Source organism: Chryseobacterium sp. L12 (genome assembly GCF_056133985.1).
Window position 1 is genome coordinate 128745 of the sequence record NZ_JBVYOF010000017.1, and the last position, 22413, is coordinate 151157.

A 22413-nucleotide genomic window follows, 5' to 3' on the forward strand; every position below is an offset into this window, starting at 1 on the left:
AAAGTCTCCCGACTTTGAGCAATTTCAGCCTAAAAAAGTTTTCTTAAATTTATCACGTTTCTGAAAGTCTCCTGACTTTGCGTAAAATTTAAAAACAATAATAATGAAAGAAGGCTATACTATAAAAGACCAGGAAAAACCACACTTTATTACTTGTACAGTAGTAGATTGGATAGATATTTTCGCAAGAAAAGTTTATAAAGACATCGAAGTTTCCTCTTTAGATTGTTGTATAAAAGAAAAAGGAATGATATTGTATGGGTACGTCATCATGAGCAATCTGATACTGCAATCAAAAGATGGCAAATTATCAGATTTGATAAGAGATTTTAAAAAATTTACGAGCAAAAATATTTTGGAAATATAATAATTATGATGAATAATAGCTCAAAGTCGGGAGACTTTGCGTAGCAGTTTATTCTAAAAATCCGTATAATTACGGATTTCAGCATTTTTTATAAAATTTATATTTGTACATTTCTGATCAAAAATAATAATAAATGAGACATAGATCTAAAGTTTGTAAAGTTGACGTAGTGTCAGTATCTTTAAGATTCCCCCCTGGAAGTAATCAAACTACATTTGATGAAATTTTAAAACATTCTGATATTAATGACAGAGAGAAAACTGTAAATCAAAAAACAGTTCATTTTTCAGTGGTAGAAGATAATAACGACTACTTGATTGGTTTCATCAGAAGTACAATTGATAAAGATTTACCTGCAAAAATTAACAGAAGAACAAAAATTGTTTCAGCTTTAAATGTGAACAATGACGAAGGTATAGCATACGGAAATGTTTTACTTTATTCTAAAAAATTGAAAGTTTTATTTTATGAAATAAATAAAAACAGTATTTATCTAGACGTGTTTCATAAGTATATTTATAAGTGTTTTCATGATTCAGAAACTCTAAAAGATGAATTTATTTTTGATACTAACTTTGGAACAATATTTCGTAAAAATGAATACGAAAGAGCTCTTCAAATGGGATTATATAAAAGTTTTAAAATGAAAGTTCATCAACCTAAAAGTTTACTTAGAGAGATAACACAGATTAATGCATCTTTAGATGATAGGGTAGATTTAGATTTTCTTCCTGAAATTCAAAGTGCTGCAGAACTTAACAGTGATTTTGCAGAAATTGAATTTACTGTTCGTAATCCTAAAAAAACAGGTGGACTATATAAAAATAAAGTGGAACCAATTATCAGAAACTTTGGAAAACTATTAGGATTTAGTCAAGTACGTCAAAATATTGATTCAATAGAAGTATGTGGTTATAATAGTAATGCTGGAAAACAAATTCCAATTAATTTAGTGGGAGATGTTTACTACACTAAATTTAAAATTGATGTACCAAGATTAGACTCTAATCTTCAAAAAGAAGAAAGACTAAATCAAATAAAAGTAACATTTGAAAGAGAATTTCCTATATTAGAAAACTATTTGTAGAATATGATTAGTGAAAGAAATATGAATATTATGAATAGATATCGTACGAGAGCTTTTGTAAAAAAGCTCCTACCTTACTCTATTTTTCTGCTATTCTTTTTAATATCATATTTATTAGGTTTTAAATATTCCAATGAAACAAATTTATTTAACGATAAGCTCATTGATGTTTGTTCAATTTTTTTCGGAGTATTCATAGGGTGTTTGTATCTATTTGAAAAATTCAGGTCTGGCTCGACTTATAGAGAATTTTTGAAGTTCTGCAAAATTTTATTGTATCAAAATTTGATAATTATTGTTTTCTCATTTATCATAATACTTATAAACGAAGAACTTCCAAATAATAAAAAATTACTGTTTAATTTTTTCTATATTGATTTCAAATCTTTAATATTTTCTATATATGTCGCCTTATTTTCTAGTACAATTTACAATATTTTTGTTTTCATAAATATTATGCTCAAATTGTTGAAATCTGATAGGGAATAAATGCGCCAACCGCCTCCCCCCGCTGATGAAAGCGTCACGCTCGTACCCATTACCAATTAATACAACAGTCACAAGCGAGCCGCTTGCTCCAAAAGACCACAAAATTAAAAAAGACCAGAAGCAATTCCGGTCTTTTTCATTACCCTAAATTTAACATAACATCCTAAAAATCAAAATATTTTAAAAACCCTCCCCCACATTCAAAATAATTTCTATATTTGAATTACTAATTTAAAAACACAAATATTATGTCAAGCACCTCAGAAGTAGGTCACGCTAAAAATGTAGCGAACCTTCAGAAAATTACCCAACAAGTTTCTACGTACAGCCTTTACAATCCCCCTGTTGCCGACATTACAGTGGCAAGTCTCCAGACTTTATACACCGATGCCAATGCAAAACTGGCAGAAGTGGGAGACAAACGAAACGCTAATAAAAACGCCATCGTTGCCCGCCAGACCGCTTTCAAAAATCTGAATTCTACCTGTACCAGCATCATCAATCTGTTGGAAATTGTGGGCTTACCGCAGGGAACTTTAAACCAGGCAAGGTCTTTAGTTAAGACCATTCAGGGCAGTTCTAAGAAAAGTAATGCACCGGTTGAAGAGGGCAAAGAAGCGCCTAAAACCTCATCTGCTTCCCGACAGTCTTTCACCTCAAAGGCAGAAAATTTCGGCCTCCTTTTGCAGATGCTGTCCACCCTACCCGCTTACACACCCAATGAAGACAGCATCAAATTACAAAACCTCAGCACCTACCACGATTCACTGGAAGCAGCGACCCTCGCGGTAGACCAGACAGAGTCTGAACTGAACACCAAAATCATAGAACGCGACAGAATTCTTTATGCAGAAGAAACCGGAGTCTATGACATTGCTGTAAAAATTAAAAAATACGTAAAAAGCCTATACGGAGCCACTTCCCCGGAATACACCACCGTCTCCGCAATAGAATTTACGAGCAGAAAATAATCAGCGTTTACCTCTGAACACTATTGAAGCGTAGTAGTTCAATATTTAATCAAAGTAAAGTTCCATTTTCAGGATGCAACTTTACTTTTTTACGATGTATTTTCACTTTTTCCCCATGTAGTTTTACATTGGCACGATGTAACTTTACTTTCTTGCATTGTAACTTTACTTTTTCGCATTGTAACTTTGCTTTTTTCCGATGTGGTTTTACATTGTTGACTTGTAAGTTTACATTGTTGTGATGTGATTCAACATTCCTGCTTAGTAAACTTCCATTCTCGTATCACAAAACCTTCTGAAGATTTTTCCTTTTCTAAAACCGATGAATATTTTGAAACTTCTTTGGAAAAAAGCTGAAAAAATAACTTTATTAAACATGATGCGTAAAAAGATTGCGCAGGTAACCAATTATTTTGTATCAAATTAAAAAACAATGACACCCAAAATAGTAGAAAAACTAAAAGAAGTCGAGGAAAAACGTGGCGTAGAAATACTTCTTGCCGTAGAATCAGGAAGCCGGGCGTGGGGTTTTGCCTCACCTGACAGCGATTACGATATACGTTTCATATATCGACACGAAAAAGACTGGTATCTGTCGCCGTGGGATAAGGATGAAACGATAGAATTTATGACCGAAGACGATCTGGACGGCTCCGGATGGGATCTAAGAAAGACATTTCATTTGCTTTTAAAATCGAATGCCGCTTTGCTGAGCTGGTTCTACTCTCCTATCGTTTATGTGAAAAATGAGAGATTTTATGAACTCTTCAAACCTTTGGCAGATCAATGCTTTTCTCCGATAGCCGTTTCTTACCATTATCTGAGCATGAGCAAAAAATATCTGGAAGCCTGCAGAACCGATGAAGTCAAACTAAAATCTTATTTTTATTGTCTCAGAACAACTTTAACGGGAAAATGGATCATAGAAAAAGGTACGGTTCCGCCCGTTTTGTTCAGTGAATTGCTGGTTTTGGTCGATGATTTTACAAAAACGAAAATAGAAAACCTCATCGCCCTAAAAGCTACAAAAGGAGAATCTTACCATCATCCGAATGACTGGGAATTGTTTGAATTTTTGGAGAACATGATATTGGATAATGAGGGAAAATCTAAAACGCTTTCTTCTGGAAATTCGGATAAAAATGAGATGGAAAGGGTTTTTCAGAAGATACTAAATTTGTAATTATGAAAACAAAAAGGAATAAACATCAAGTATTGACAAAATTTGGAGAAATATTATTTGAAGAATATGAATTTCAAAATGAATGGATTGCTAAAATACCTGATGATAATTACGAAATTTCATTTATCATCGAAAATAAGATTGATTGGGATTTGATAAAGCAAATTGTAGAAGAACTTATAGACAAGAAAAAGAACTTGACAGAAATAGCAGAATCTGTATTGATTCCTTTTTATAAAAGCATTTTCAATAATGAATATCAAGAAAGAGAAGGTTATTTTGAACTCATCTGTATAGAAATCAAAAAATATGATGGGAATTATGAAAATTTTAAATGCGAAATAAATCTATGCTTTGCAATTCATTCAAAAACTAATTTCGTGATGGATCCTTATGCAACCTATTCTTGTACATTTTTAAAAGAGTATTATAACTACGTACTTGCTAAAGTAGAAAGAGAAATATAAGAAATATATTATTTTTTAAGGAACTAACCTTTTATAAACTACATAATAATTTAATATTGCCACGATGAAAAATATAATCGCCCTCTCCCCCATGTACACGGAGGACAGTAATAATCTGAAAAAAGCATCACTTAATTCACCTTACGAATTGAGTCGTTTCAATGCCAAATGGAATGTTCCCGAAGAATTTCGTAGTGATGTGATTGCGGTTTATGGCGAAGATATTTATGCAGAAATTGTTGCCGAACAATGTAATCTCACTTTAACAAAACCCGATGACAATTGGCTTTCAAAGATTTCGGAAGAATTTACAAAACGTAAAATTGCTTACGGAAAGTTAAAAGAGTTTATACATGAAGAAAATATTTTTATTAAATGTTCTGATTTTAAAAGTTTTAAAGCAGGCGTTTTTGATAAAGTTACCAATATCAAAGGTTTTGACACACTAGATTTGGAAAGTCCTGTTTTCACTTCAGAAGTTGTGGAATGGGAGCTTGAAGTACGATGTTTTATTTTAAATAATGAAATAAAAACGCATTCTTCTTATTGGCGAAACGATGCTTTTGACACCAATCCGCTTTCTGAAACTGAGGAAAAAGAGATGTTCGATTTTTTCAAAAACTTCATACAACAATATTCTGAAACGCTGCCAAAATCGATTGTATTAGATTTTGGAATTATCAAAGGAAAAGGCTGGGCTTTGATTGAAGCCAATCCTGCTTGGTGTTCGGGTTTATATGCTTGTGATGCGGAGAAAGCTTTGGAAGTAATTGTGGAGAGTTGTATCAAAAAAACAGATTATTAAGAAGAATAAAATGGATAACTCTTTTAAATATAAATTATTAAAAATTCAGGACAAAAATGTCTTTGATTTAGTAAAGGATTTTGAGAAAAAAGGAGAAACATCTTTAAAAATAATTCTTAGCATTAGAAAACTTTTTCCAAAATTATCATTAGTAGAAGCAAAAGAAATAATGATTATCGGAACTACAAAATATAAAAGTCTTCATGATTTTCAAGGTGATTTGTTTAATTTTTCGGAAGAAGAATTTGAAATAGCTTTTAAGAATGATAATTATGCCCTTTATGACAAAATAAGCAATTTACAATATCATAAAAAAGATCCGTTCGACATCATTTATTATGCTTTGTCCAAAGGAAAAAGATCAATTGTTGCGATTGGATTATTAAGAAAAGTTTTTCCAGAAATAACGCTTCAGGAAGCATCAGAAATAGCTAGTTGTGTAGAAATCAACCATTTTGAACAGTATGAAGATGATAAAGATCTTGACAACCTACTCAAAGACATTGGAAACTAATAAGAGCATTTTTTTAGAAAGAAAAATTCTAATTTAATCTTAAAATTACTTATGATACAATTCAGAATATATGAAAATGATAAACTAAGACTTCAGAAAGAATATATTCTTGCCTATTCTTTTAGTGATGGCTTTACAGAGCATCTCTTTGGATTTGAGTTAATTATTAAAAATTTTAGAAAAGCATCCTTGTATTATTCAGGTTTTCAATTAGAAGAAATGGAGGAAATTTTAGAGGAAATCCCAAAACAGATTTGGGATTTCATCGAATATGTGGATAAAAACGAACTCACTTTCTCCGAATATTCTTTTGATACAGGACTTTGTATCAGTGATATTTCTTCCCAACAAATTTTCTTAAACTGGAACGGAAAATCATATTTTATTTCTGTGGAAGGAACTTCAGAATTGCACTTCACTGAAAAAGAAGCGGAGGAATGGAAACATCAATTTAAAATAATGTTGATTTTTCTTGAAAATTTAGCTTTAAAGAAAAGGAAAAAATTAATAACCAAAAAGACTCATTAATGAGAATAATTAAGCCTAAAATACTTGGAACTTTGAAAATTCAAATGATGATGGCAGGAAATTATGCTGTATTAAATGGAATTAAAAATGCACCCAATAAATTAATAATCCTATGTGAGAGTTATGAACATGGATTAGAAATAATTGAAAGACTAAAAAATGCTAAAGTTGGCGAAGTAATTTATAAATAGAATGGATATTTCATATTTAAAAAATAAAAACCTCCTCCTCTTTGAAGTCATTTCCGGAAGCCGCTCTTTCGGTTTGGCAACAGAAAACTCAGATACCGATATAAAAGGAGTGTATTATTTATCGAAAGAAGATTTTTTCGGACTCAATTATATTCCGCAGATTTCCAATGAAACGAATGATATTACGTATTACGAAATCGGACGGTTCACCGAACTTTTGCTGAAAAACAATCCCAATATTCTGGAAATTCTCGCCACTCCCGAAGATTGTATTTTGTATAAAAATCCTTTGATGGATCTTTATCAGCAGGAACATTTTCTTTCAAAATTGTGTAAAGATACTTTTGGCGGATATGCTTCTGTCCAAATTCAAAAAGCGAGAGGGCTGAATAAAAAAATTGTCAATCCGGTTGAAAAAGAACGAAAAGGAATTTTGGATTTCTGTGTGATTCTGGAAAATTCAAATTCCATTCCTGCAAAAAACTGGCTGGAAAAAAGGAATTTCTTACAAGAGCTTTGTGGTCTGGTAAAAATGCCTCACTCTAAAGGTCTTTTTGCGTTGTTTTATGACAAAACAGGAAACAAAAACTACAAAGGAATTTTCAAAAGTGAAGATTCTAATGAGGTGAGTTTATCTTCTATTGCAAAAGGTGAAAAATCAGATGCTTATTTGTTTTTCAACCAGGATGCCTATTCTACATATTGCAAAAATTATAAAGAATACTGGGATTGGGTTGCCAAACGAAACGAAGACCGATACAACACCAATAAACAGCACGGAAAGAACTACGACAGCAAAAACATGATGCATACGATTCGCCTGTTACAGTCTGCAGTTAATATTTTCAGGAATAATCAGCTCGAAATCCGGGTAAAAAACCGGGAAGAATTGCTCGACATCAAAGCCGGAAAATGGGATTATAATGATTTGCTGCTGTTTTCAGACCAACTGATCGAAGAATTAAACTTTCTGTCTGAAAATTCTTCTCTGCCTGATTATCCTGATCAGAAAAAAGCAGCAAAGCTTTTAATTGAAATCAGAACGCAGCTATACAAATAACCCCATCAAAAAGCTTGATGGAGTTTTTGCTTAATTTTCACGCAAAGAGCGCAAAAGTTTTTTCCAATTATGATAAATTATGGAAATCATTAAAAAATTATTCGATGTTGATAATTGTATGGTTTACATTGTTCAAAGTAAAAATATCATTGACTGATTTACCATTCATTGCTTTAGCCAAAGGAGATTCGGGAGAAATACACATGATTTTATAATCATTGAGGGTAATTTCACCCAAAGAAACAGAAATAAAAAACACTCCTCTTTCTGTACTTACTACCGCTCCTTTTTCTACTTTTTGGGAAGATTTTGCAACGATACTTTTAAGAAAAGCCTGCTGCTTCATCACTTCATTCAGCTGAATCTGAAGATTATTGATCTGCTGTTGCAGCATCTCTCTTCCTGTTTCATACTTGTCTCCCATTGAACTTTTGGTATCGTTGTTGGAAGCACGGGTTTCATCAATGAGCTTTTCCAGACCCTGTATTTTCTCTGTTGTTTTTTGATGCAAAACATCAATAATCTCCTGTTTATTCATTCTTCAATTTCACTCCGTTACTTCTCAAAAACAGCATAATCAGAAACTTTAAAGCTGAAGTTTTTACCGTTGCTGAAATCTCTTTTGCTTCCGTCAAATACATTTTTGAAGGTTCCTGAAACCTGATCATCTTCAATGCTGAATTCTACCGGCTGTTTTGAGAAATTTAATACTGTAAGAACTTCATTTTTACCATTTTTTCTGATGTAGGCGAAAATCTTATCGTTGGCTGTAGTGTTGAGCAGATATGTGGAAACATTAGGATCTCCTCCACGCAAAGCCGGATTGGAAGATTTCAGCTCAAGCAGTGTTCTGTAGAAATCTGCCATTTTATAATTGTTGGTCCATGCAATAGGATCTTTTTCAAAAAACTCGAGTCTCTTGAGATTCGGAAGCTCCTGACCGGAATATAAAAGCGGAATACCATTCCATGTTACCGAGAAAACTGCCATTGGCAAAGCAATATCCCCATATTTTTCATATTCCGTCCCGTTCCACGAGTTTTCATCATGATTAGTTGTAAACCAGGCTCTCATGGATGAATCTCCTATCTGCGAATATTGTCTCAGCAAATCTGTAAGCTCGTGAATAGGCTGATTGTTTTTATAATAATCGGCTGATTTGTGCATCCATTTCCAGGAATAGCTTGCATCGAATACTTTTCCATAATCAGGATTTTCCAGTTCATCAAATTCCCCGATCCAGAAAAGAGGCTTTATTTTTTCCACTTCGGGTCTTGCTTCCTGCCAGAAATCTACTTCCACCCAGGATGCCAAGTCACATCTGAATCCGTCAATATCTGTTTCTCTGATCCAGAATTTCATGGCTTCAATCATTTCTTTCCGCATTTCGGGATTTTGATAATCCAGCTCAATAATATCATCCATTCCGGATGCTATTTTAAAATTACCTGTTTCGTCTTTCAGGTAAAATTCAGGATGCGTTTTTGTCCAGACATGATCCCAGCCTGTATGATTGGCAACCCAGTCTATGATAACTTTCAAGCCAAGACGGTGGGCTTTTTTTACCAGTCTTTTAAAATCATCCATTGTTCCGAATTCAGGGTTAATGGAGACATAATCTGCCGCCGCATACTGGCTTCCCAGAGTTCCTTTTTCATTTTTCTGGGCAATTGGGGTAACCGGCATAAACCATAAAGTTTCTATCCCCATATTTTTAAGGCGCGGCATTTCTTTTTCAAAAGCCTGAAAGGTTCCTTCCTGAGTATATTGTCTTACATTGACTTCGTAAATATTGGTGGTGTGTTTCCAGTTTTGTGGTAAATTCATCTTTTTTACATTTGTTTTTGTAGCGCAGGATATCAGTCCCAAACTAATTATTCCGGCAAAAATAACTCTTCGCATAATCGTATTTTAAAACAAAAATACTAATAAAGATTTTTACGGCTTAGTTTTTTGAAATAAAAAAACCCTGAGAATTTCAGGGTTGTATATTTACTGCTTATCTTTCGTTATCATCATCGTCTTCATCGTCAAAAACATCATCATCGAAGTCGTCTTCATCATCATTGAAATCATCATCTTCATCTATAAAGTTAGCACCTCCGCTAAAGTCATCATCAAAACTAAAATCATCGTCCAGCAAAGGCATCGCAGATTTTTTGTTTTTTGAACCGGAAGAATTTCCGCTTTTTACAGGAGCTTTCAGAGGAGCATTCCCGAATCTGTACGTTGTGATAGGATAATTTACTCCTTTTGTCTCATCGCTGATCTCAATAAGCTCACAGAAAAACTCCCAGAGATCTAAAAGACCATACTGAAACTGAGCCTTGTTGCCAACAGATTCAAATGCTTCATCAATGTAAACGTCTGACATAATTTCGCCATCGCCATCATCACTCATGTCTTCAAGAGGTACGCTTTTTATCACAGTACCGTCTTCTTCCAGAAGATTAAAAGTAGATAACTCATCTCCGCTGAGATTGAACGCACTTTTAATTCCCAAATGTAAGTTCCAGAGTGTTTGTTTTCCTTTGATTTCTACATCGCGGAAAATGTCTTCTTTCGTATCTAATATTACCCGGATTTTGTAAACCATATCAGTATTTCAATTACTTTTTTGCCTTATTTATTATGATAAATTCTTGTTGCAAATATATAATAATTGATATTTCGTCAAAAATATTTACGCTTTTTTTTAGAAAGTTTTTTTTCTTACATTTCGCAGAAATCATTTACTTTTTTCGAGCATAAAACTGAATTTTGTACCCTCAAGATAGACGCTTTCTACGGTAATATTTTCGTTGTGTGCTTCCAGAATATGCTTTACAATTGCCAGTCCCAGACCAGAACCGCCCTGTCTCCTGCTGCGGCTGCTTTCCACCCTGTAGAATCTTTCAAAAATCCTTGGCAGAAGCTCAGCCTTTATACCCATTCCGTTATCAATGACTTCAATGAGTACTTTATTTCGCAAAACACTGGTTTTTACAATCACTTTGGCTTCCTGTCTGTTGGCATAGTGAATGGCATTTGAAATTAAATTGATAAAAACCTGAGATATTTTCTGCTTGTCTGCTTCTACAAAAATCTGCGGCTGCAAGGTCTGAATCTGAAGCATGGTATTGTTTTTCTCGGCTTCAAGATCAAGAAGGTCAAAAATTTCTTTGATTAAAATATTGACATCAAATTTTGAAATATTGAGATTGATTTCCCCGGCTTCAAGCCTGTTGATCATATCCAGATCATTGACAATGGCAATAAGTCTCTCTACCGAAGTGCCGATTCTTTCCAGATATTTGTCTCTGATTTTCAGATTTTCAACTCCTCCGTCCATTAATGTTTCCACATATCCCTGAATTGAAAAAAGAGGTGTTTTCAGCTCGTGGGAAACATTTCCGATGTATTCTTTACGATAGCTTTCCATCTCCTTCATCATGTCCATTTCTGTGACTTTCTGCTGGTTGAAATCAGAAAATCTTTCTCCCAGTTCTTTCAGGGTAATATTATTCTGGTCGCTGTAGACGATCTCTTCGGGAAGGATTTTGGATATTTTTCTGACCTGTTTTTTGGCATAGTAATTAAATAAAAGCTCTAAAACCACATAATTGATAAAAAACATCAGAATAACCCCCAAAATAAGTCCTATCGTAAACTTGGAAGTTGGATAGTAAATGTCTTTTAGTGTATCGAAAGTGATGACCAATATAAACATTGCCATCGTTAAAAGACATGAAGAAACAAAAGTAAGCCTGTAAAACTTCAATTTTACAATATTTTTGGATTAGGTGTAAATGTAGGAATTTAAAACTTAAACAATAAGTTTATATCCTATTCCTTTTAAAGTCTGAATGGTATTGATGCCTAATTTCTCGCGCAGCCTTCTGATGTGTACATCAATAGTTCTTTCACCTACAATGACATCATTGCCCCAAACTTTTTCAAGTATTTCTTCTCTTTTGAATACTTTTTCGGTATTTGATGCTAAAAGATACAATAGATCGAACTCTTTTTTTGGCAATAAAAACTGCTGTCCGCTTTTAGAAACTCTGAAATTGTCTTTATCAATTACCAAATCTCCTATTTCTATTAATTTGGAATTGTCTGAAACCTGTGAAGTGAGCTGAAGTAAGGCATTTACTTTGGAAATAAGAATTTTCGGTTTGATTAGTTTCACTACATAATCATTAGCACCTGCCTGAAAGCCAGCCAACTGCGAAAACTCCTCGCTTCTTGCAGAAAGAAACACAATAAGTGTTTTCTGAAGTTCTTTTACTTTCCGAAGTTCCTGACAGGTTTCTATTCCGTCTTTCTCCGGCATCATGACATCCAGCAAAATAAGATCTGGAATGATCTCTTTGGCTTTTTCAATTCCTTCATTCCCGTTTGTAGCGGTGTAGATGTCATAGCCTTCTTTCTCCAGATTATAAGACAAAATTTCCAGAATATCCAGTTCGTCGTCTATCAGAAGTATTTTCTTTTGATTCATTTTTAATTTTTACGTTTCAAAGTTAACAAATTTTGAATGATGAATTAACTCAATATTTATCGTTCATATAAAGTTAACAATAATAGCGTTTTCGTAATGTTTAGTTAAAAAAAAATTAAATTTTACTAAACCATTTAAATAACGAAACTTTTATTTCTTTGCACCGAAAGTAATCTAGTAAAAAAGAAAATGAATTATAGAAAACTGAGTATCGCTGCACTATTCCTTACTACATCAGGAACATTGTTTTACGCTCAACAAAAAAACGACACTTTAAAAAACGAAAGAAGTATTGAAGGTGTTGTTATAAAAGGAAGCACAAACAAAAAAACAGAAACAGCCGTATTATTCGATCAAAAGAAGGCTATCATTCAGAAACAAGCAGTAAGTGCAGAGGAAATTTCAAGAAAAGGTATATCTAATGTGGAGCAAGGACTTACTAAAGTAACGGGTATTACAACTGTAGATGGACGAGGCTTATTTGTAAGAGGCTTAGAAGAGAGATATAATTACCTGCTAATAAATGGGTTGGGATCACCATCGAATAATCCTTTCCAAAAAATCATTGCGCTGAAGCAGTTCCCTACTGATGTAGTTGGAAAATTAAATATCTATAAAACATTCAACTCTAATCTTTACGGAGATTTTGCAGGAGCTACATTTGATATTGAAACGCTGACGATGGATCGCTCTTTTTCTAAGATTGAATTCAGTGTTGGAGTAAATACAATCAGTAACTTTAAAGACAATTTTTTTGTATCTGAAAATGCTGATGGCATGAAAGGATATTTAGGATTAAACAGCAAAGATAGACAGCTCCCTGATAATCTTGATGGTGTAAGACCCTCTAACTATCGTTTTAATTCCGAAGAATCAAAAAGGTATTTTAAAGATTCTTGGAATGTAGATGAGGTAAAATCTATGCCTAATACGAGTATTGGATTTACTACTGCACAAAAAATAAAAACTGGAGAAAACGGCAACATTGGGATTTTATTTTCATTAAATCAAAGCTCAAAATTTGCTTTTAGAGAAGGTGCAAAAAACCAATTTTTGGATAACGGAGGACAGAGTATAGTCCTTAATAATAAGCTTAACAGAAAGCAATACAATTTCGAGTCGGAATCTTCAGCCTTGATGGGTTTTGGTTATAAAAACAGAAAAACTCAAATTAACCTCAATGCTATTTATTTGCAAAGTGCAAATAATATCATAGAAGACTACTTTGGATATAAAAATCAACAGGTACAAAATGAAGATATTGGTTTTTTCAGAGTAAATCAGCTTGATATATCAAGATTTTTGGATCTTCAGCTTACTGGATCGCACAAAATAAATGACAGACAAAGCATAAAAGCTGGTGGAAGTTACGTGCTGAATAATTATCAGCAGCCAGACCGTAAAATCATGGAAGGCTCTCGACAAGACAATCAAGGCAATATGCTTAATGATGATCAATTATTAATCACTTACGGTGGTAATAATATCATCAGACAATACCTGGATGTAAATTCCAGATTCTATGGTTCAGCATTTGGCGAGTATAATATTGCATTTGGTGAAAAAGGCGACAGAAAAGATTACCCAGTCCAGTTAAGCATTGGATATAATGGTTTCGCTGATCTTAGAAGAACTTCTTACCGATTTATTTTTGGAAAACCAAATGGAACAGCAGGACAAAATTTTATTATTGATAGAAATAAGCCACAACAAGGTTTTGATCAGGATATGGCAAACAATTTATTTTTCTTTCAAGAAGAATCTGATGCATATCAATCATTCACATCTATTTATCAGTTTGTAAATGCTGGCTATGCAAATATTAACTATAAACCAAACGATTCTTGGGATATTTTATTAGGAGCAAGATATGAAAATGATTTAAGTCTCATTCGTTTTAATCCTCAGGGTCAACAGAAAACTGAAAATATAGAGAAGGACAGAAATATGTTCCTTCCTTCATTAGCCATCAAAAAAGCTATCAATGATAGAAATAATCTGAGACTTGCATTCAGTAAGACGATAACAAGACCTGTATTGATAGAGACTATGGCAATTCCTTACATAAATCCAGATAATGAAACAATTTTAGGTAATCCTAATATCCTAAACAGCGAAAATTACAACATTGATTTGAAATGGGAATATTTTCCTACAAGAAAAGAAATGTTTTCAGTCAATCTTTTTGCAAAAAGAATTGACAATGCTATTGAAAGATCTTTCACTACTTCAGGAAATTCAAACGGTGTTACAGTAACCTTCTTTAATGCCAAAAAAGCAGATCTTTATGGATTTGAGTTAGAAGGAATTATTGATTTAGCAAGAATTTCAGAATCTTTAAACAATTTTACATTTGGGGCTAATGCAACGATAATGCATACCCATGTAGAGAGAAGCACAGATCAATTGGCGCTTGAAAAGCCAAACGGATTTACAGATGACCAATTACGAAAAAGAGGACTACAGGGTGCTGCTCCTTATACAATAAATGCAGATTTAAAGTACGAATTTAAAAAACAAAATTCTTTGCCGAGGACATTGTCTCTTGTTTACAATGTTTCAGGATCCAAAATATTTGCAGTAGGTACTTCAGGAACAGATAATTTCTACGAAAGACCATTTCATCAATTAGATTTTGTTTACCAAGAACAGTTGACTAAAAACTGGAATATCAAATTTGGTGTTCAAAATATTTTAAATACTCAATATAGAATTGAGCTTGGAGACAGCAGCTACTATAATGTAAACACTAACAACAACTTTCAATACACTAACTACTACAGAGGTACAACCTTCAATTTTACTGTAGGCTATACATTCTAAAAAAATAAATAAAAATAAAATGAAAAGAATACTTTTACCATTAGCAATTGCAATGATCACAGGATTGAGCATGACTTCTTGTACAATTGAAGTGAATGACGGCATCGAAGATACAAATACAAATGTCCCAGGTACATCAGAAAGCGTATTAAGCGGAACCGGAACTCTAAAAGGAACAATATCAAAAGATCTACTTATTAAAAAAGGAAACTATACATTAGATGGTATTGTAAAAATTACAAATGGAGCAACCTTAACAATAGAACCGGGTGCAATATTTAATGTTGTAACGAATAAAACTAGTGCATTGGTAATTTTAAATGATGGATTGATTGATGCACAAGGAACCGCCAATGAACCCATTGTGTTTACAACATCTACAAAAACTCCGGGAGATTGGGGTGGAATTACCATTTATGGTGAAGCTCCTATCAAAGCTCTTAATGGAAATACATCAGCTATTTCAGAAGATGGAAATGCTCTTTCATATGGAGGCAATAATCCAAATGACTTTTCTGGAATCATGAAATTCGTACGTGTAGAATATGCTGGTAAGAAAATTGGAGATGGTACTTCCGAAACCAACACGTTCACGTTTTACTCTGTAGGAGCTGGAACCGTTTTAGAAAACCTTGTAGCTTATAAAGGTACAGATGATGGTTTTGAATGGTTCGGTGGAACTGTAAGTGCTAAAAATTTAGTTTCTTATGGAAATTTTGATGATTCTTTCGACTGGCAGGATGCATGGAGCGGACAAAACAATTCAAATTGGTTTGCTTATCAAGTAGGAACAGGAAATTTCGGAATGGAAATCGAAGCTTCTAGTAATGCAGATAACGTTGCTCCAAAAATTACCAACCTTACCTTGATGAGAGCAACAGGAACAAATCCTGAATCAGCAAATTCTCCAGAAATTTCTGCTATTCAGTTTAAAAAACAGGGTTCAGGGATTTTCAGTAATGTTTATATCAGCGGATATAAAAATATTGGCGCTCAAAAAGCTTATTCAGTATTAATTCAGGATGCAGCAACAGAAAACAATCAAGTAAACAATAATAAAATTTCTGTTTCACCTCTTTCTTATCTTGACTCTGACAATGCCGGTGTTTGGGGGTATGCTTTCACACCAAATGGAGGAAAGACTTTCACCAATTCTACAACCGTAACCAAAGTATCACTTCCAGCAGGAGCATGGGCAACTGTTGATGGTGTCAATCTTTTGTCTGCATTATAAGATAATAATTAGTTTCTTCATATTAACAAAAAACACGTCTGGAATTTCAGACGTGTTTTTTGTTATTTTTTCAAATAAAAAAAAGGACTGCTTATTGAAAGCAATCCTCATTATATATGACTAAAAATTTATTTATTTTTCAGTTCCTCTTTGATTTTACCTTCTATTTCCTCTGCCAGTTCAGGATTGTCTTTCAGAACATCTTTTACAGAATCTCTTCCCTGTCCAAGCTTAGAATCTTCGTAGCTGAACCATGATCCGCTTTTCTTTACAACACCCAAGTCAACTGCGGTATCAAGAATCTCTCCTACTTTAGAAACTCCTTCGCCGTACATAATATCAAATTCAGCTTGCTTGAAAGGAGGAGCGACTTTATTTTTCACAATCTTCACCTTTACGCGGCTTCCGATAGCTTCATCTCCGTTTTTAATAGGAGCACTTGCCTTTCTGATATCAACCCTTACAGAAGCATAGAACTTAAGGGCATTTCCACCTGTTGTTGTTTCAGGGTTTCCAAACATCACCCCGATTTTTTCTCTCAATTGGTTAATGAAAATCACAGTACATTTAGTTCTGGAAATAGTAGCCGTTAACTTTCTTAAAGCCTGAGACATCAATCTCGCATGAAGACCCATCTTAGAATCCCCCATTTCGCCTTCAATTTCAGCTTTAGGAGTCAATGCAGCCACAGAGTCAATTACTACAATATCAATAGCTCCGGAACGGATAAGGTTGTCCGCAATTTCCAAAGCCTGCTCTCCGTTATCCGGCTGGGAAATGATCAGATTCTCAAGATCAATACCCAGCTTTGAAGCATAAGATCTGTCAAAAGCGTGTTCAGCATCAATAAAAGCAGCAATTCCGCCGGCTTTCTGAGCTTCTGCAATAGCATGAAGCGTTAAAGTTGTTTTACCAGAAGATTCCGGACCATAAATTTCAATAATCCTTCCTCTTGGGTAACCTCCCACTCCTAGTGCGATGTCTAATCCCAATGAGCCTGAAGGTATTACTTCAATAGTATTATCAACAGAATCATCCCCCAATGTCATTACCGTACCTTTTCCGTACGTTTTATCTAATTTATCAAGCACCAATGCAAGTGCTTTTTTCTTATCATCAATATTACTCATTCGATTAAATATAATTTATCAAAAATACGAAATTTTACTATTAAAATCTAATTTTATTTGGGTCTGAAAATGTTTTTTTGATGTTAAAAAAATTATAATTTTTCACCAATCCGTTGATTAAAACATTTATTTTTTTCAGCATTCAAATTAATAAAATCCAAATCATAAACCATCCTAATGAAAGTTGGAATTCTGTGTTATGCTCAGATAATCTTCAAGAACTTTCATCTGATCTTTGTTTCCTCTTTTAATTCTTGCTTCACGACTTACCACATTATTGTACACCTTGTTAAGAATTTTTTTAGTTACTGGAAACCCTCTCTTAAAAGGCACATCCGGAATTTTCAATCGTTTGCAGACCTCATCGCCAAGCAGATACCAGGTACAGCAAATATGCAGATAACGGAGATTTCTGCGCTGGAACTGATATTTCAATATCGGATTTTCTAATGACTCATTCAGCAGGTAATGAGCAAGCAATATAGAATCATTGTCTGAAGATGGCTGAACGGAAGTCCACAAATAAAAATATTCTGTTGCCTGTTTTTTATTGTCTGGAAGGATTTTTTCGGGAATTCCCAACAGATATCCTACATATTTCCAAAGGTGAAAAAGCCCTTTCTCTTCATCATCAGAAACCACATTTCCAAGTTTTTTCAGACTGTGCATAAAGACCAGACTAAAACCAATATAGGTTGCCATCATATCCCATGAATTAATCGGCTCTCCCCAGTTTTCAGTATCCCATTCTTTGTAATTTTTTTTAATAGAAAGTCTTGCGTAAGAATGAATCAGTCTTGTTTTAATCGCAAATTCGTATCCTTTATGATGAACTTCCAGTGCATTGTAACGGGTAACATTCACCCAAAAATCAAGTGTTTCAGAAAGTCTTTTCACCGCACCTTTTTTTAAGGCTTCCGTAGCCATAAGAGGCTTGTTGAGATAAGCATAGTCGTAGCCCCCGATCAGACAATAATCTCTTAAGGAAATAAGCGAATCCAGATTGCTTCTCATACAAAGTTCTGCTCCGCTTTTCAGAAGGTCATAATTGAGCCAGTCGGGTATTTTCTGTGTTTGCTCAAACAATTCTTTTACGCTTTCAGGTACGTTTTCATTTATAGAAACTCCATTTCTGATATATTGTTCTATTTCTCTGGATGCTTCATGAAAGTTTTTTGTGAAATAAATATCCTTTACGACTTCATCACCCACTGTGTCGATATGATAATAAAATTCAGAAAATTGGTCAAAGTCTTTCAAACTCACTTCAGCACCGGACAACTCAATCAGCTGTTTACCATTTCCTTCTTCCCAAAAATTTTTAAAATGAGATGAATCTTTAAATCTTGGCTGTAATTTGCATTCTTTCATTAAAACAAAATTACAACATTAATATTACCTTTCTGACCAAAAAAAACAAAAACCACTCTGAGAAGAGTGGTTTTGAGTGGTTTCTCCAGGAATCGAACCAGGGACACACGGATTTTCAGTCCGTTGCTCTACCAACTGAGCTAAGAAACCTTACCATTTAAAACTTTTGAAATTAAAACCGCCTTTTTACAGGCGGTTTTTGTGGTTTCTCCAGGAATCGAACCAGGGACACACGGATTTTCAGTCCGTTGCTCTACCAACTGAGCTAAGAAACCTTACTTCGTTGTTTTAAAGTGATGCAAAAGTAGGAAGTTTTGGTATATGAAGCAAGTATTACGCAACATTTTTTCAATGAAAATAAAAACTTACTGATTTTCAGTCTGATTATTTTCCTGTTCTTTCCTTATCTGCTCACTCATTTCCTCCAAAACCGGCTTTATTGTGCTTTCCGGAAGATCACTTATTCTAATGTACATGAGACCATCAATCGCATCATTGAAATTCGGATCAACATTGAAAGCAATTACCTTTGCATTCTGCTTAATATATTTTTTAATTAAAACCGGCATTCTGAGTTCAGGTTCCAGATCATCAATAAACTTATCCAGCTTGTTAAGATCTGCATTCATTTCATTCAGAAAAAGATGCTTATCACGTTCTCTCAGTTTTACTTTAAAATCGTTTTTCGGAGTGATGTATTGAGCGACTGCAGAATCGTAATAATTAGAACGCATAAACTCGATCATCAATGATTTGGAAAACTCAGAAAATTTATTAGATATGCTTACTCCGCCCATCAGAAATTTGTGGTCGGGATTTCGTAAACACACATGCACAATTCCGCGCCAAAGCAAAAATAACGGAAGCGGCTTCTGCTGATATTCTTCGCAGATATAGGCTCTACCCATTTCTATCACCTTCTTGAAAAATGGGTGAATATCCTGCTCAAATTCAAATAAAGAGCTGGTATAAAATCCTTTTATTCCAAATTTCTTCATTACATCCTTACCTAATGCCATACGGTAGGCTCCCGCAAGTTTTTCGGCGGCACTATCCCATAAAAAAAGATGATGATAATGCTGGTCATATTCGTCCAGATCAAAAGGCAGATTACTTCCTTCACCCACTGCGCGGAAAGTAAGCTCTCTCTGTCTTCCTATTTCCCTCATTACCGAAGGAATTTCTTCGTAAGGAGTAAAATAAATTTCATAATTCCCGTTACTGAAAAGCATTCTGTCTGTTCCTTTCAGTTTGGAAATATCTTTCAGGATGTCTTCTTTTGGCGTTTCGTCTATGATATTCTGTACAATATTTTCTTCTTTCAGCAAAGGAAACTTTACATATAGATTTTTGAGATTGATAGACTGTGCAATAGATTTTCTTTTTTCGTAGTAAGATTTCATCATATAAACCTTACGTTTCAAAAATTCACCCAGTTCCTCAATACTTTCCATTTCATCCATTACTTTTACGGTAATCGGACGCCCTATTCTTATCCTTATTGGCTTCTCACGGTCGTTCATCATCTCTGTCGGAAGCATAAGTGTCTGCAAATTGGGATGAATTTTAGCAACCTGATAAAATAAAGTGCTGTTTTTAGCATGAAAATACATTGGCACTACAGGTACTTTCGCCATCCTGATCAATTTCAAAGCAGGTTTTTCCCACTCACGGTCTAAAATCTCTCCGTAAGGATTATTTTTATTGGAAACCTCTCCTGCCGGAAAAATTCCTACACAGCCTCCGTTTTCAAGATGCTTAAGCGTTTCACGCATTCCGGTGGCACTGTTTCTGATTTCTTTTCTTCCTTCAAAAGGATTGACAGGAATCACGTAAGGCTCCATAGGCTTTATTTTCTCTAACAAGAAATTTCCCATTACTTTAAAATCCGGACGGATTTCTGACAGAATTTTGCACATCAAAATACCGTCTATTGCGCCAAGCGGATGATTGGAAACCAAAATAAACGGTCCTGTTTTCGGAATTTTGGCGAGATCTTCTTCAAATGCGATGTAGCTTAAATTTCTTTCCCGAACAAACGAATCAAAAAAATCTTTACCATCTTTATCTTTTAGTTTATCATAAAGCCTGTTGACTTCATTTATTTTTGTAATATTCATCACAGCAAAAGCGACAGGATTCTTTAGAAAACCTATTTTATTCAGACCGGCAGCTTGTATTAAATCGTTTTTCGAGATTAAGCTCATGTGTTTTTTAGTCGAAATTAGTTTTATTGTGTTACCATTTGCAGTGTATTGTTTGCAATCTGCTCCAATAATACACTTTTTCCCTGGTAAAATTTATCGATATTTTCTTTTTTTACATTTCTTACCGTAAATAAAGATACATTTTTTATAACATCTGTCTTGAAAACTTTCTGAAGCTCATCATTCAGATCATCTACAGTATTAAATTTATCTTCAAGGCACAGTTCGAGAGAAATTGCCGAGTTCTGCATCAAAGAAACCTTAATTTTATATTTAGCTAAATTATTAAATATCAAACTCATGTGATCTTCAGCAATGAAAGAAAAGTCCCTGGTTGAAATTTTCAGCAATGTTTGATTTTCCTTTAAAATATAAGATTCCTCACTCTGATTTTTATCTGAAATACCTACTTTGGTTCCTGCTTTTGAAGGATCTACAAAAGACTTCACAAAGAAAGGAATATTTTTCTGTTTCAGCGGCTGCAGTGTTTTCGGGTGGATAACACTTGCTCCGTAATAAGCCATCTCAATAGCCTCTTCATAGGAAATATTAGAAAGCAGACTTACATCATCAAATTTTCTGGGATCTCCTGTCATCACACCGGGAACATCTTTCCAGATCGTCATAGCTTCTGCGCTCATACAATAAGCAAAAATAGCAGCAGAATAATCTGATCCTTCTCTTCCTAAGGTTACGGTAAAGTTATTCTCATCAGACCCTATAAAACCCTGTGTTACATAACAGATTTCCTTACTAAGGTGTGAAATAAATTCTTCCGTTTTTTCCCAATTAACAACCCCTTCACGGTAAGAATTGTCTGTTTTGATGAAATCTCTCGCATCCAGCCATTGGTTTTTAAACTGAATTTCATTCAGATATTCGCTCACGATTTTTGTAGAAATCATTTCTCCGCAGCTCACTACCTGATCGTAGACAAAATTATAATTAGGAGATTTATTTCTTCTTAAAAATGAATCTATATCATCAAAAAACAAGTTAATTTCTGCAAATACTGCATGATTTTCAGGAAATAAACCTTCCGCAATTTCGATGTGTTTTCGTTTTATCTTTTCAATTTCAGTTTGGTAATTTTCTTTATTAAAGTAGTGCTCCACCACTTTTTCCAGCTCATTGGTTGTTTTACCCATAGCCGAAATCACCAGAAGACATTTTTCAAAGCCTTGGCTTTCAAGAACCATAGATACATTTTTTACACTTGCGGCATCTTTTACCGACGCTCCACCAAACTTAAAAATTTTCATTAAATAGTTAGAAATAAAATTGTTAGATAAAAATTGAAGATCGTTTTTTACGGGTCACAAAATTATAAATTTACACCGAGATATGAAATACCCTAGTATTGTAATAGGATTAAGATTTTATTAAAATTCCGGATATCCTCCAAATAATCAATATTAATCAATAAATTAGTTTTTTCTAATTCATGCAAATTTGGCAACAACAGAAAGAATAAAACAATAAAACACTGAATTTCATAACATT

General features: G+C 33.9%; 21 protein-coding genes and 2 tRNA genes. 12 read left to right on the forward strand and 11 right to left on the reverse strand.

Features of this window, described 5'->3' with window-relative positions; all coding sequences use genetic code 11:
* Positions 1-103: 103 nt before the first annotated feature.
* From AC0NBN_RS10685 to AC0NBN_RS10730, 10 genes are all read left to right on the forward strand, one after another.
* Positions 104-367 (forward strand): transposase, encoded by a 264-nt coding sequence (locus AC0NBN_RS10685; RefSeq protein ID WP_474468361.1) that lies wholly within the window; start codon positions 104-106, stop codon positions 365-367.
* Positions 368-500: 133 nt separating this feature from the next.
* Complete coding sequence (locus tag AC0NBN_RS10690) at positions 501-1454, forward strand: hypothetical protein (protein ID WP_160811881.1); 954 nt, start codon at positions 501-503, stop codon at positions 1452-1454.
* 737 nt (positions 1455-2191) lie between these two features.
* A complete protein-coding gene (locus AC0NBN_RS10695) occupies positions 2192-2914 on the forward strand; it encodes a hypothetical protein (protein ID WP_160811880.1) in 723 nt (240 codons plus the stop codon).
* A 433-nt stretch (positions 2915-3347) separates the two neighbouring features.
* Positions 3348-4097, forward strand: coding sequence for a nucleotidyltransferase domain-containing protein (locus AC0NBN_RS10700; RefSeq protein ID WP_160811879.1), 750 nt, complete (start codon positions 3348-3350; stop codon positions 4095-4097).
* A 2-nt stretch (positions 4098-4099) separates the two neighbouring features.
* Positions 4100-4564: a hypothetical protein gene (locus tag AC0NBN_RS10705; protein ID WP_160811878.1), complete on the forward strand. Its 465-nt coding sequence runs from the start codon at positions 4100-4102 to the stop codon at positions 4562-4564.
* Between the two features lie 64 nt (positions 4565-4628).
* A complete protein-coding gene (locus AC0NBN_RS10710; protein ID WP_160811877.1) occupies positions 4629-5369 on the forward strand; it encodes an ATP-grasp domain-containing protein in 741 nt (246 codons plus the stop codon).
* Positions 5370-5379: 10 nt separating this feature from the next.
* Positions 5380-5883, forward strand: a complete 504-nt coding sequence (locus tag AC0NBN_RS10715; RefSeq protein WP_160811876.1) for a hypothetical protein — start codon at positions 5380-5382, stop codon at positions 5881-5883.
* A gap of 51 nt (positions 5884-5934) precedes the next feature.
* On the forward strand, positions 5935-6411 hold the full coding sequence (locus AC0NBN_RS10720) for a hypothetical protein (RefSeq protein WP_160811875.1): 477 nt from the start codon (positions 5935-5937) through the stop codon (positions 6409-6411).
* Entirely contained in the window at positions 6411-6602 is a 192-nt protein-coding gene (locus tag AC0NBN_RS10725) for a hypothetical protein (RefSeq protein ID WP_160811874.1), read from the forward strand. Before AC0NBN_RS10720 ends, AC0NBN_RS10725 begins: the two co-directional genes overlap by 1 nt.
* A gap of 1 nt (position 6603) precedes the next feature.
* Positions 6604-7662 (forward strand): DNA polymerase beta superfamily protein, encoded by a 1059-nt coding sequence (locus AC0NBN_RS10730; RefSeq protein WP_160811873.1) that lies wholly within the window; start codon positions 6604-6606, stop codon positions 7660-7662.
* A gap of 97 nt (positions 7663-7759) precedes the next feature.
* Here AC0NBN_RS10730 and AC0NBN_RS10735 read toward each other — a convergent pair whose 3' ends face one another.
* The 5 genes from AC0NBN_RS10735 to AC0NBN_RS10755 all read right to left on the reverse strand — a co-directional run bounded on the left by AC0NBN_RS10735 (position 7760) and on the right by AC0NBN_RS10755 (position 12145).
* Positions 7760-8200 (reverse strand): GreA/GreB family elongation factor, encoded by a 441-nt coding sequence (locus AC0NBN_RS10735; RefSeq protein ID WP_143883329.1) that lies wholly within the window; start codon positions 8198-8200, stop codon positions 7760-7762.
* A 17-nt stretch (positions 8201-8217) separates the two neighbouring features.
* Entirely contained in the window at positions 8218-9564 is a 1347-nt protein-coding gene (locus AC0NBN_RS10740) for an alpha-amylase family glycosyl hydrolase (RefSeq protein ID WP_160811872.1), read from the reverse strand.
* 97 nt (positions 9565-9661) lie between these two features.
* Positions 9662-10258 (reverse strand): IS1096 element passenger TnpR family protein, encoded by a 597-nt coding sequence (locus AC0NBN_RS10745; protein WP_143883327.1) that lies wholly within the window; start codon positions 10256-10258, stop codon positions 9662-9664.
* Between the two features lie 132 nt (positions 10259-10390).
* The gene (locus AC0NBN_RS10750; RefSeq protein WP_160811871.1) at positions 10391-11422 is read right to left on the reverse strand and encodes a sensor histidine kinase; all 1032 of its coding nucleotides are present in this window, start codon (positions 11420-11422) and stop codon (positions 10391-10393) included.
* 45 nt (positions 11423-11467) lie between these two features.
* Positions 11468-12145 carry a response regulator transcription factor gene (locus tag AC0NBN_RS10755; RefSeq protein WP_089741930.1) on the reverse strand — a complete coding sequence of 226 codons (678 nt, stop codon included), beginning with the start codon at positions 12143-12145 and terminating at the stop codon, positions 11468-11470.
* A gap of 189 nt (positions 12146-12334) precedes the next feature.
* Between AC0NBN_RS10755 and AC0NBN_RS10760 the strand changes: the two genes are divergently transcribed.
* Both AC0NBN_RS10760 and AC0NBN_RS10765 read left to right on the forward strand, forming a co-directional pair.
* Positions 12335-14968 (forward strand): outer membrane beta-barrel protein, encoded by a 2634-nt coding sequence (locus AC0NBN_RS10760; RefSeq protein ID WP_160811870.1) that lies wholly within the window; start codon positions 12335-12337, stop codon positions 14966-14968.
* Between the two features lie 19 nt (positions 14969-14987).
* Positions 14988-16202, forward strand: coding sequence for a hypothetical protein (locus AC0NBN_RS10765; protein ID WP_143883324.1), 1215 nt, complete (start codon positions 14988-14990; stop codon positions 16200-16202).
* Between the two features lie 128 nt (positions 16203-16330).
* On the opposite strand, the gene recA is transcribed toward AC0NBN_RS10765, so the two are convergent.
* The 6 genes from recA to AC0NBN_RS10795 form a co-directional block, all read right to left on the reverse strand.
* Positions 16331-17332 carry a recombinase RecA gene (recA, locus tag AC0NBN_RS10770; RefSeq protein ID WP_130915321.1) on the reverse strand — a complete coding sequence of 334 codons (1002 nt, stop codon included), beginning with the start codon at positions 17330-17332 and terminating at the stop codon, positions 16331-16333.
* 174 nt (positions 17333-17506) lie between these two features.
* Positions 17507-18703, reverse strand: coding sequence for an oxygenase MpaB family protein (locus tag AC0NBN_RS10775; RefSeq protein ID WP_160811869.1), 1197 nt, complete (start codon positions 18701-18703; stop codon positions 17507-17509).
* A gap of 77 nt (positions 18704-18780) precedes the next feature.
* Positions 18781-18853 (reverse strand) — tRNA-Phe (locus AC0NBN_RS10780).
* Positions 18854-18905: 52 nt separating this feature from the next.
* A tRNA-Phe gene (locus AC0NBN_RS10785) sits at positions 18906-18978 on the reverse strand.
* Positions 18979-19068: 90 nt separating this feature from the next.
* Positions 19069-20910: a lysophospholipid acyltransferase family protein gene (locus tag AC0NBN_RS10790; protein WP_160811868.1), complete on the reverse strand. Its 1842-nt coding sequence runs from the start codon at positions 20908-20910 to the stop codon at positions 19069-19071.
* A gap of 23 nt (positions 20911-20933) precedes the next feature.
* A complete protein-coding gene (locus tag AC0NBN_RS10795) occupies positions 20934-22172 on the reverse strand; it encodes an aspartate kinase (RefSeq protein ID WP_160811867.1) in 1239 nt (412 codons plus the stop codon).
* Positions 22173-22413 lie beyond the last annotated feature (241 nt).

What these genes read in the sequence shown, in the direction of transcription:
- AC0NBN_RS10700 (WP_160811879.1), top strand. Translation starts at nt 3,348, where the DNA reads ATGACACCCAAAATAGTAGAAAAACTAAAAGAAGTCGAGGAAAAACGT.
- AC0NBN_RS10775 (WP_160811869.1), bottom strand. Translation starts at nt 18,703, where the DNA reads ATGAAAGAATGCAAATTACAGCCAAGATTTAAAGATTCATCTCATTTT.
- AC0NBN_RS10685 (WP_474468361.1), top strand. Translation starts at nt 104, where the DNA reads ATGAAAGAAGGCTATACTATAAAAGACCAGGAAAAACCACACTTTATT.
- AC0NBN_RS10735 (WP_143883329.1), bottom strand. Translation starts at nt 8,200, where the DNA reads ATGAATAAACAGGAGATTATTGATGTTTTGCATCAAAAAACAACAGAG.
- AC0NBN_RS10695 (WP_160811880.1), top strand. Translation starts at nt 2,192, where the DNA reads ATGTCAAGCACCTCAGAAGTAGGTCACGCTAAAAATGTAGCGAACCTT.
- AC0NBN_RS10760 (WP_160811870.1), top strand. Translation starts at nt 12,335, where the DNA reads ATGAATTATAGAAAACTGAGTATCGCTGCACTATTCCTTACTACATCA.
- AC0NBN_RS10745 (WP_143883327.1), bottom strand. Translation starts at nt 10,258, where the DNA reads ATGGTTTACAAAATCCGGGTAATATTAGATACGAAAGAAGACATTTTC.
- AC0NBN_RS10720 (WP_160811875.1), top strand. Translation starts at nt 5,935, where the DNA reads ATGATACAATTCAGAATATATGAAAATGATAAACTAAGACTTCAGAAA.
- AC0NBN_RS10715 (WP_160811876.1), top strand. Translation starts at nt 5,380, where the DNA reads ATGGATAACTCTTTTAAATATAAATTATTAAAAATTCAGGACAAAAAT.
- AC0NBN_RS10765 (WP_143883324.1), top strand. Translation starts at nt 14,988, where the DNA reads ATGAAAAGAATACTTTTACCATTAGCAATTGCAATGATCACAGGATTG.
- AC0NBN_RS10690 (WP_160811881.1), top strand. Translation starts at nt 501, where the DNA reads ATGAGACATAGATCTAAAGTTTGTAAAGTTGACGTAGTGTCAGTATCT.
- AC0NBN_RS10790 (WP_160811868.1), bottom strand. Translation starts at nt 20,910, where the DNA reads ATGAGCTTAATCTCGAAAAACGATTTAATACAAGCTGCCGGTCTGAAT.
- AC0NBN_RS10755 (WP_089741930.1), bottom strand. Translation starts at nt 12,145, where the DNA reads ATGAATCAAAAGAAAATACTTCTGATAGACGACGAACTGGATATTCTG.
- AC0NBN_RS10740 (WP_160811872.1), bottom strand. Translation starts at nt 9,564, where the DNA reads ATGCGAAGAGTTATTTTTGCCGGAATAATTAGTTTGGGACTGATATCC.
- AC0NBN_RS10725 (WP_160811874.1), top strand. Translation starts at nt 6,411, where the DNA reads ATGAGAATAATTAAGCCTAAAATACTTGGAACTTTGAAAATTCAAATG.
- AC0NBN_RS10795 (WP_160811867.1), bottom strand. Translation starts at nt 22,172, where the DNA reads ATGAAAATTTTTAAGTTTGGTGGAGCGTCGGTAAAAGATGCCGCAAGT.
- AC0NBN_RS10730 (WP_160811873.1), top strand. Translation starts at nt 6,604, where the DNA reads ATGGATATTTCATATTTAAAAAATAAAAACCTCCTCCTCTTTGAAGTC.
- AC0NBN_RS10705 (WP_160811878.1), top strand. Translation starts at nt 4,100, where the DNA reads ATGAAAACAAAAAGGAATAAACATCAAGTATTGACAAAATTTGGAGAA.
- AC0NBN_RS10710 (WP_160811877.1), top strand. Translation starts at nt 4,629, where the DNA reads ATGAAAAATATAATCGCCCTCTCCCCCATGTACACGGAGGACAGTAAT.
- recA (WP_130915321.1), bottom strand. Translation starts at nt 17,332, where the DNA reads ATGAGTAATATTGATGATAAGAAAAAAGCACTTGCATTGGTGCTTGAT.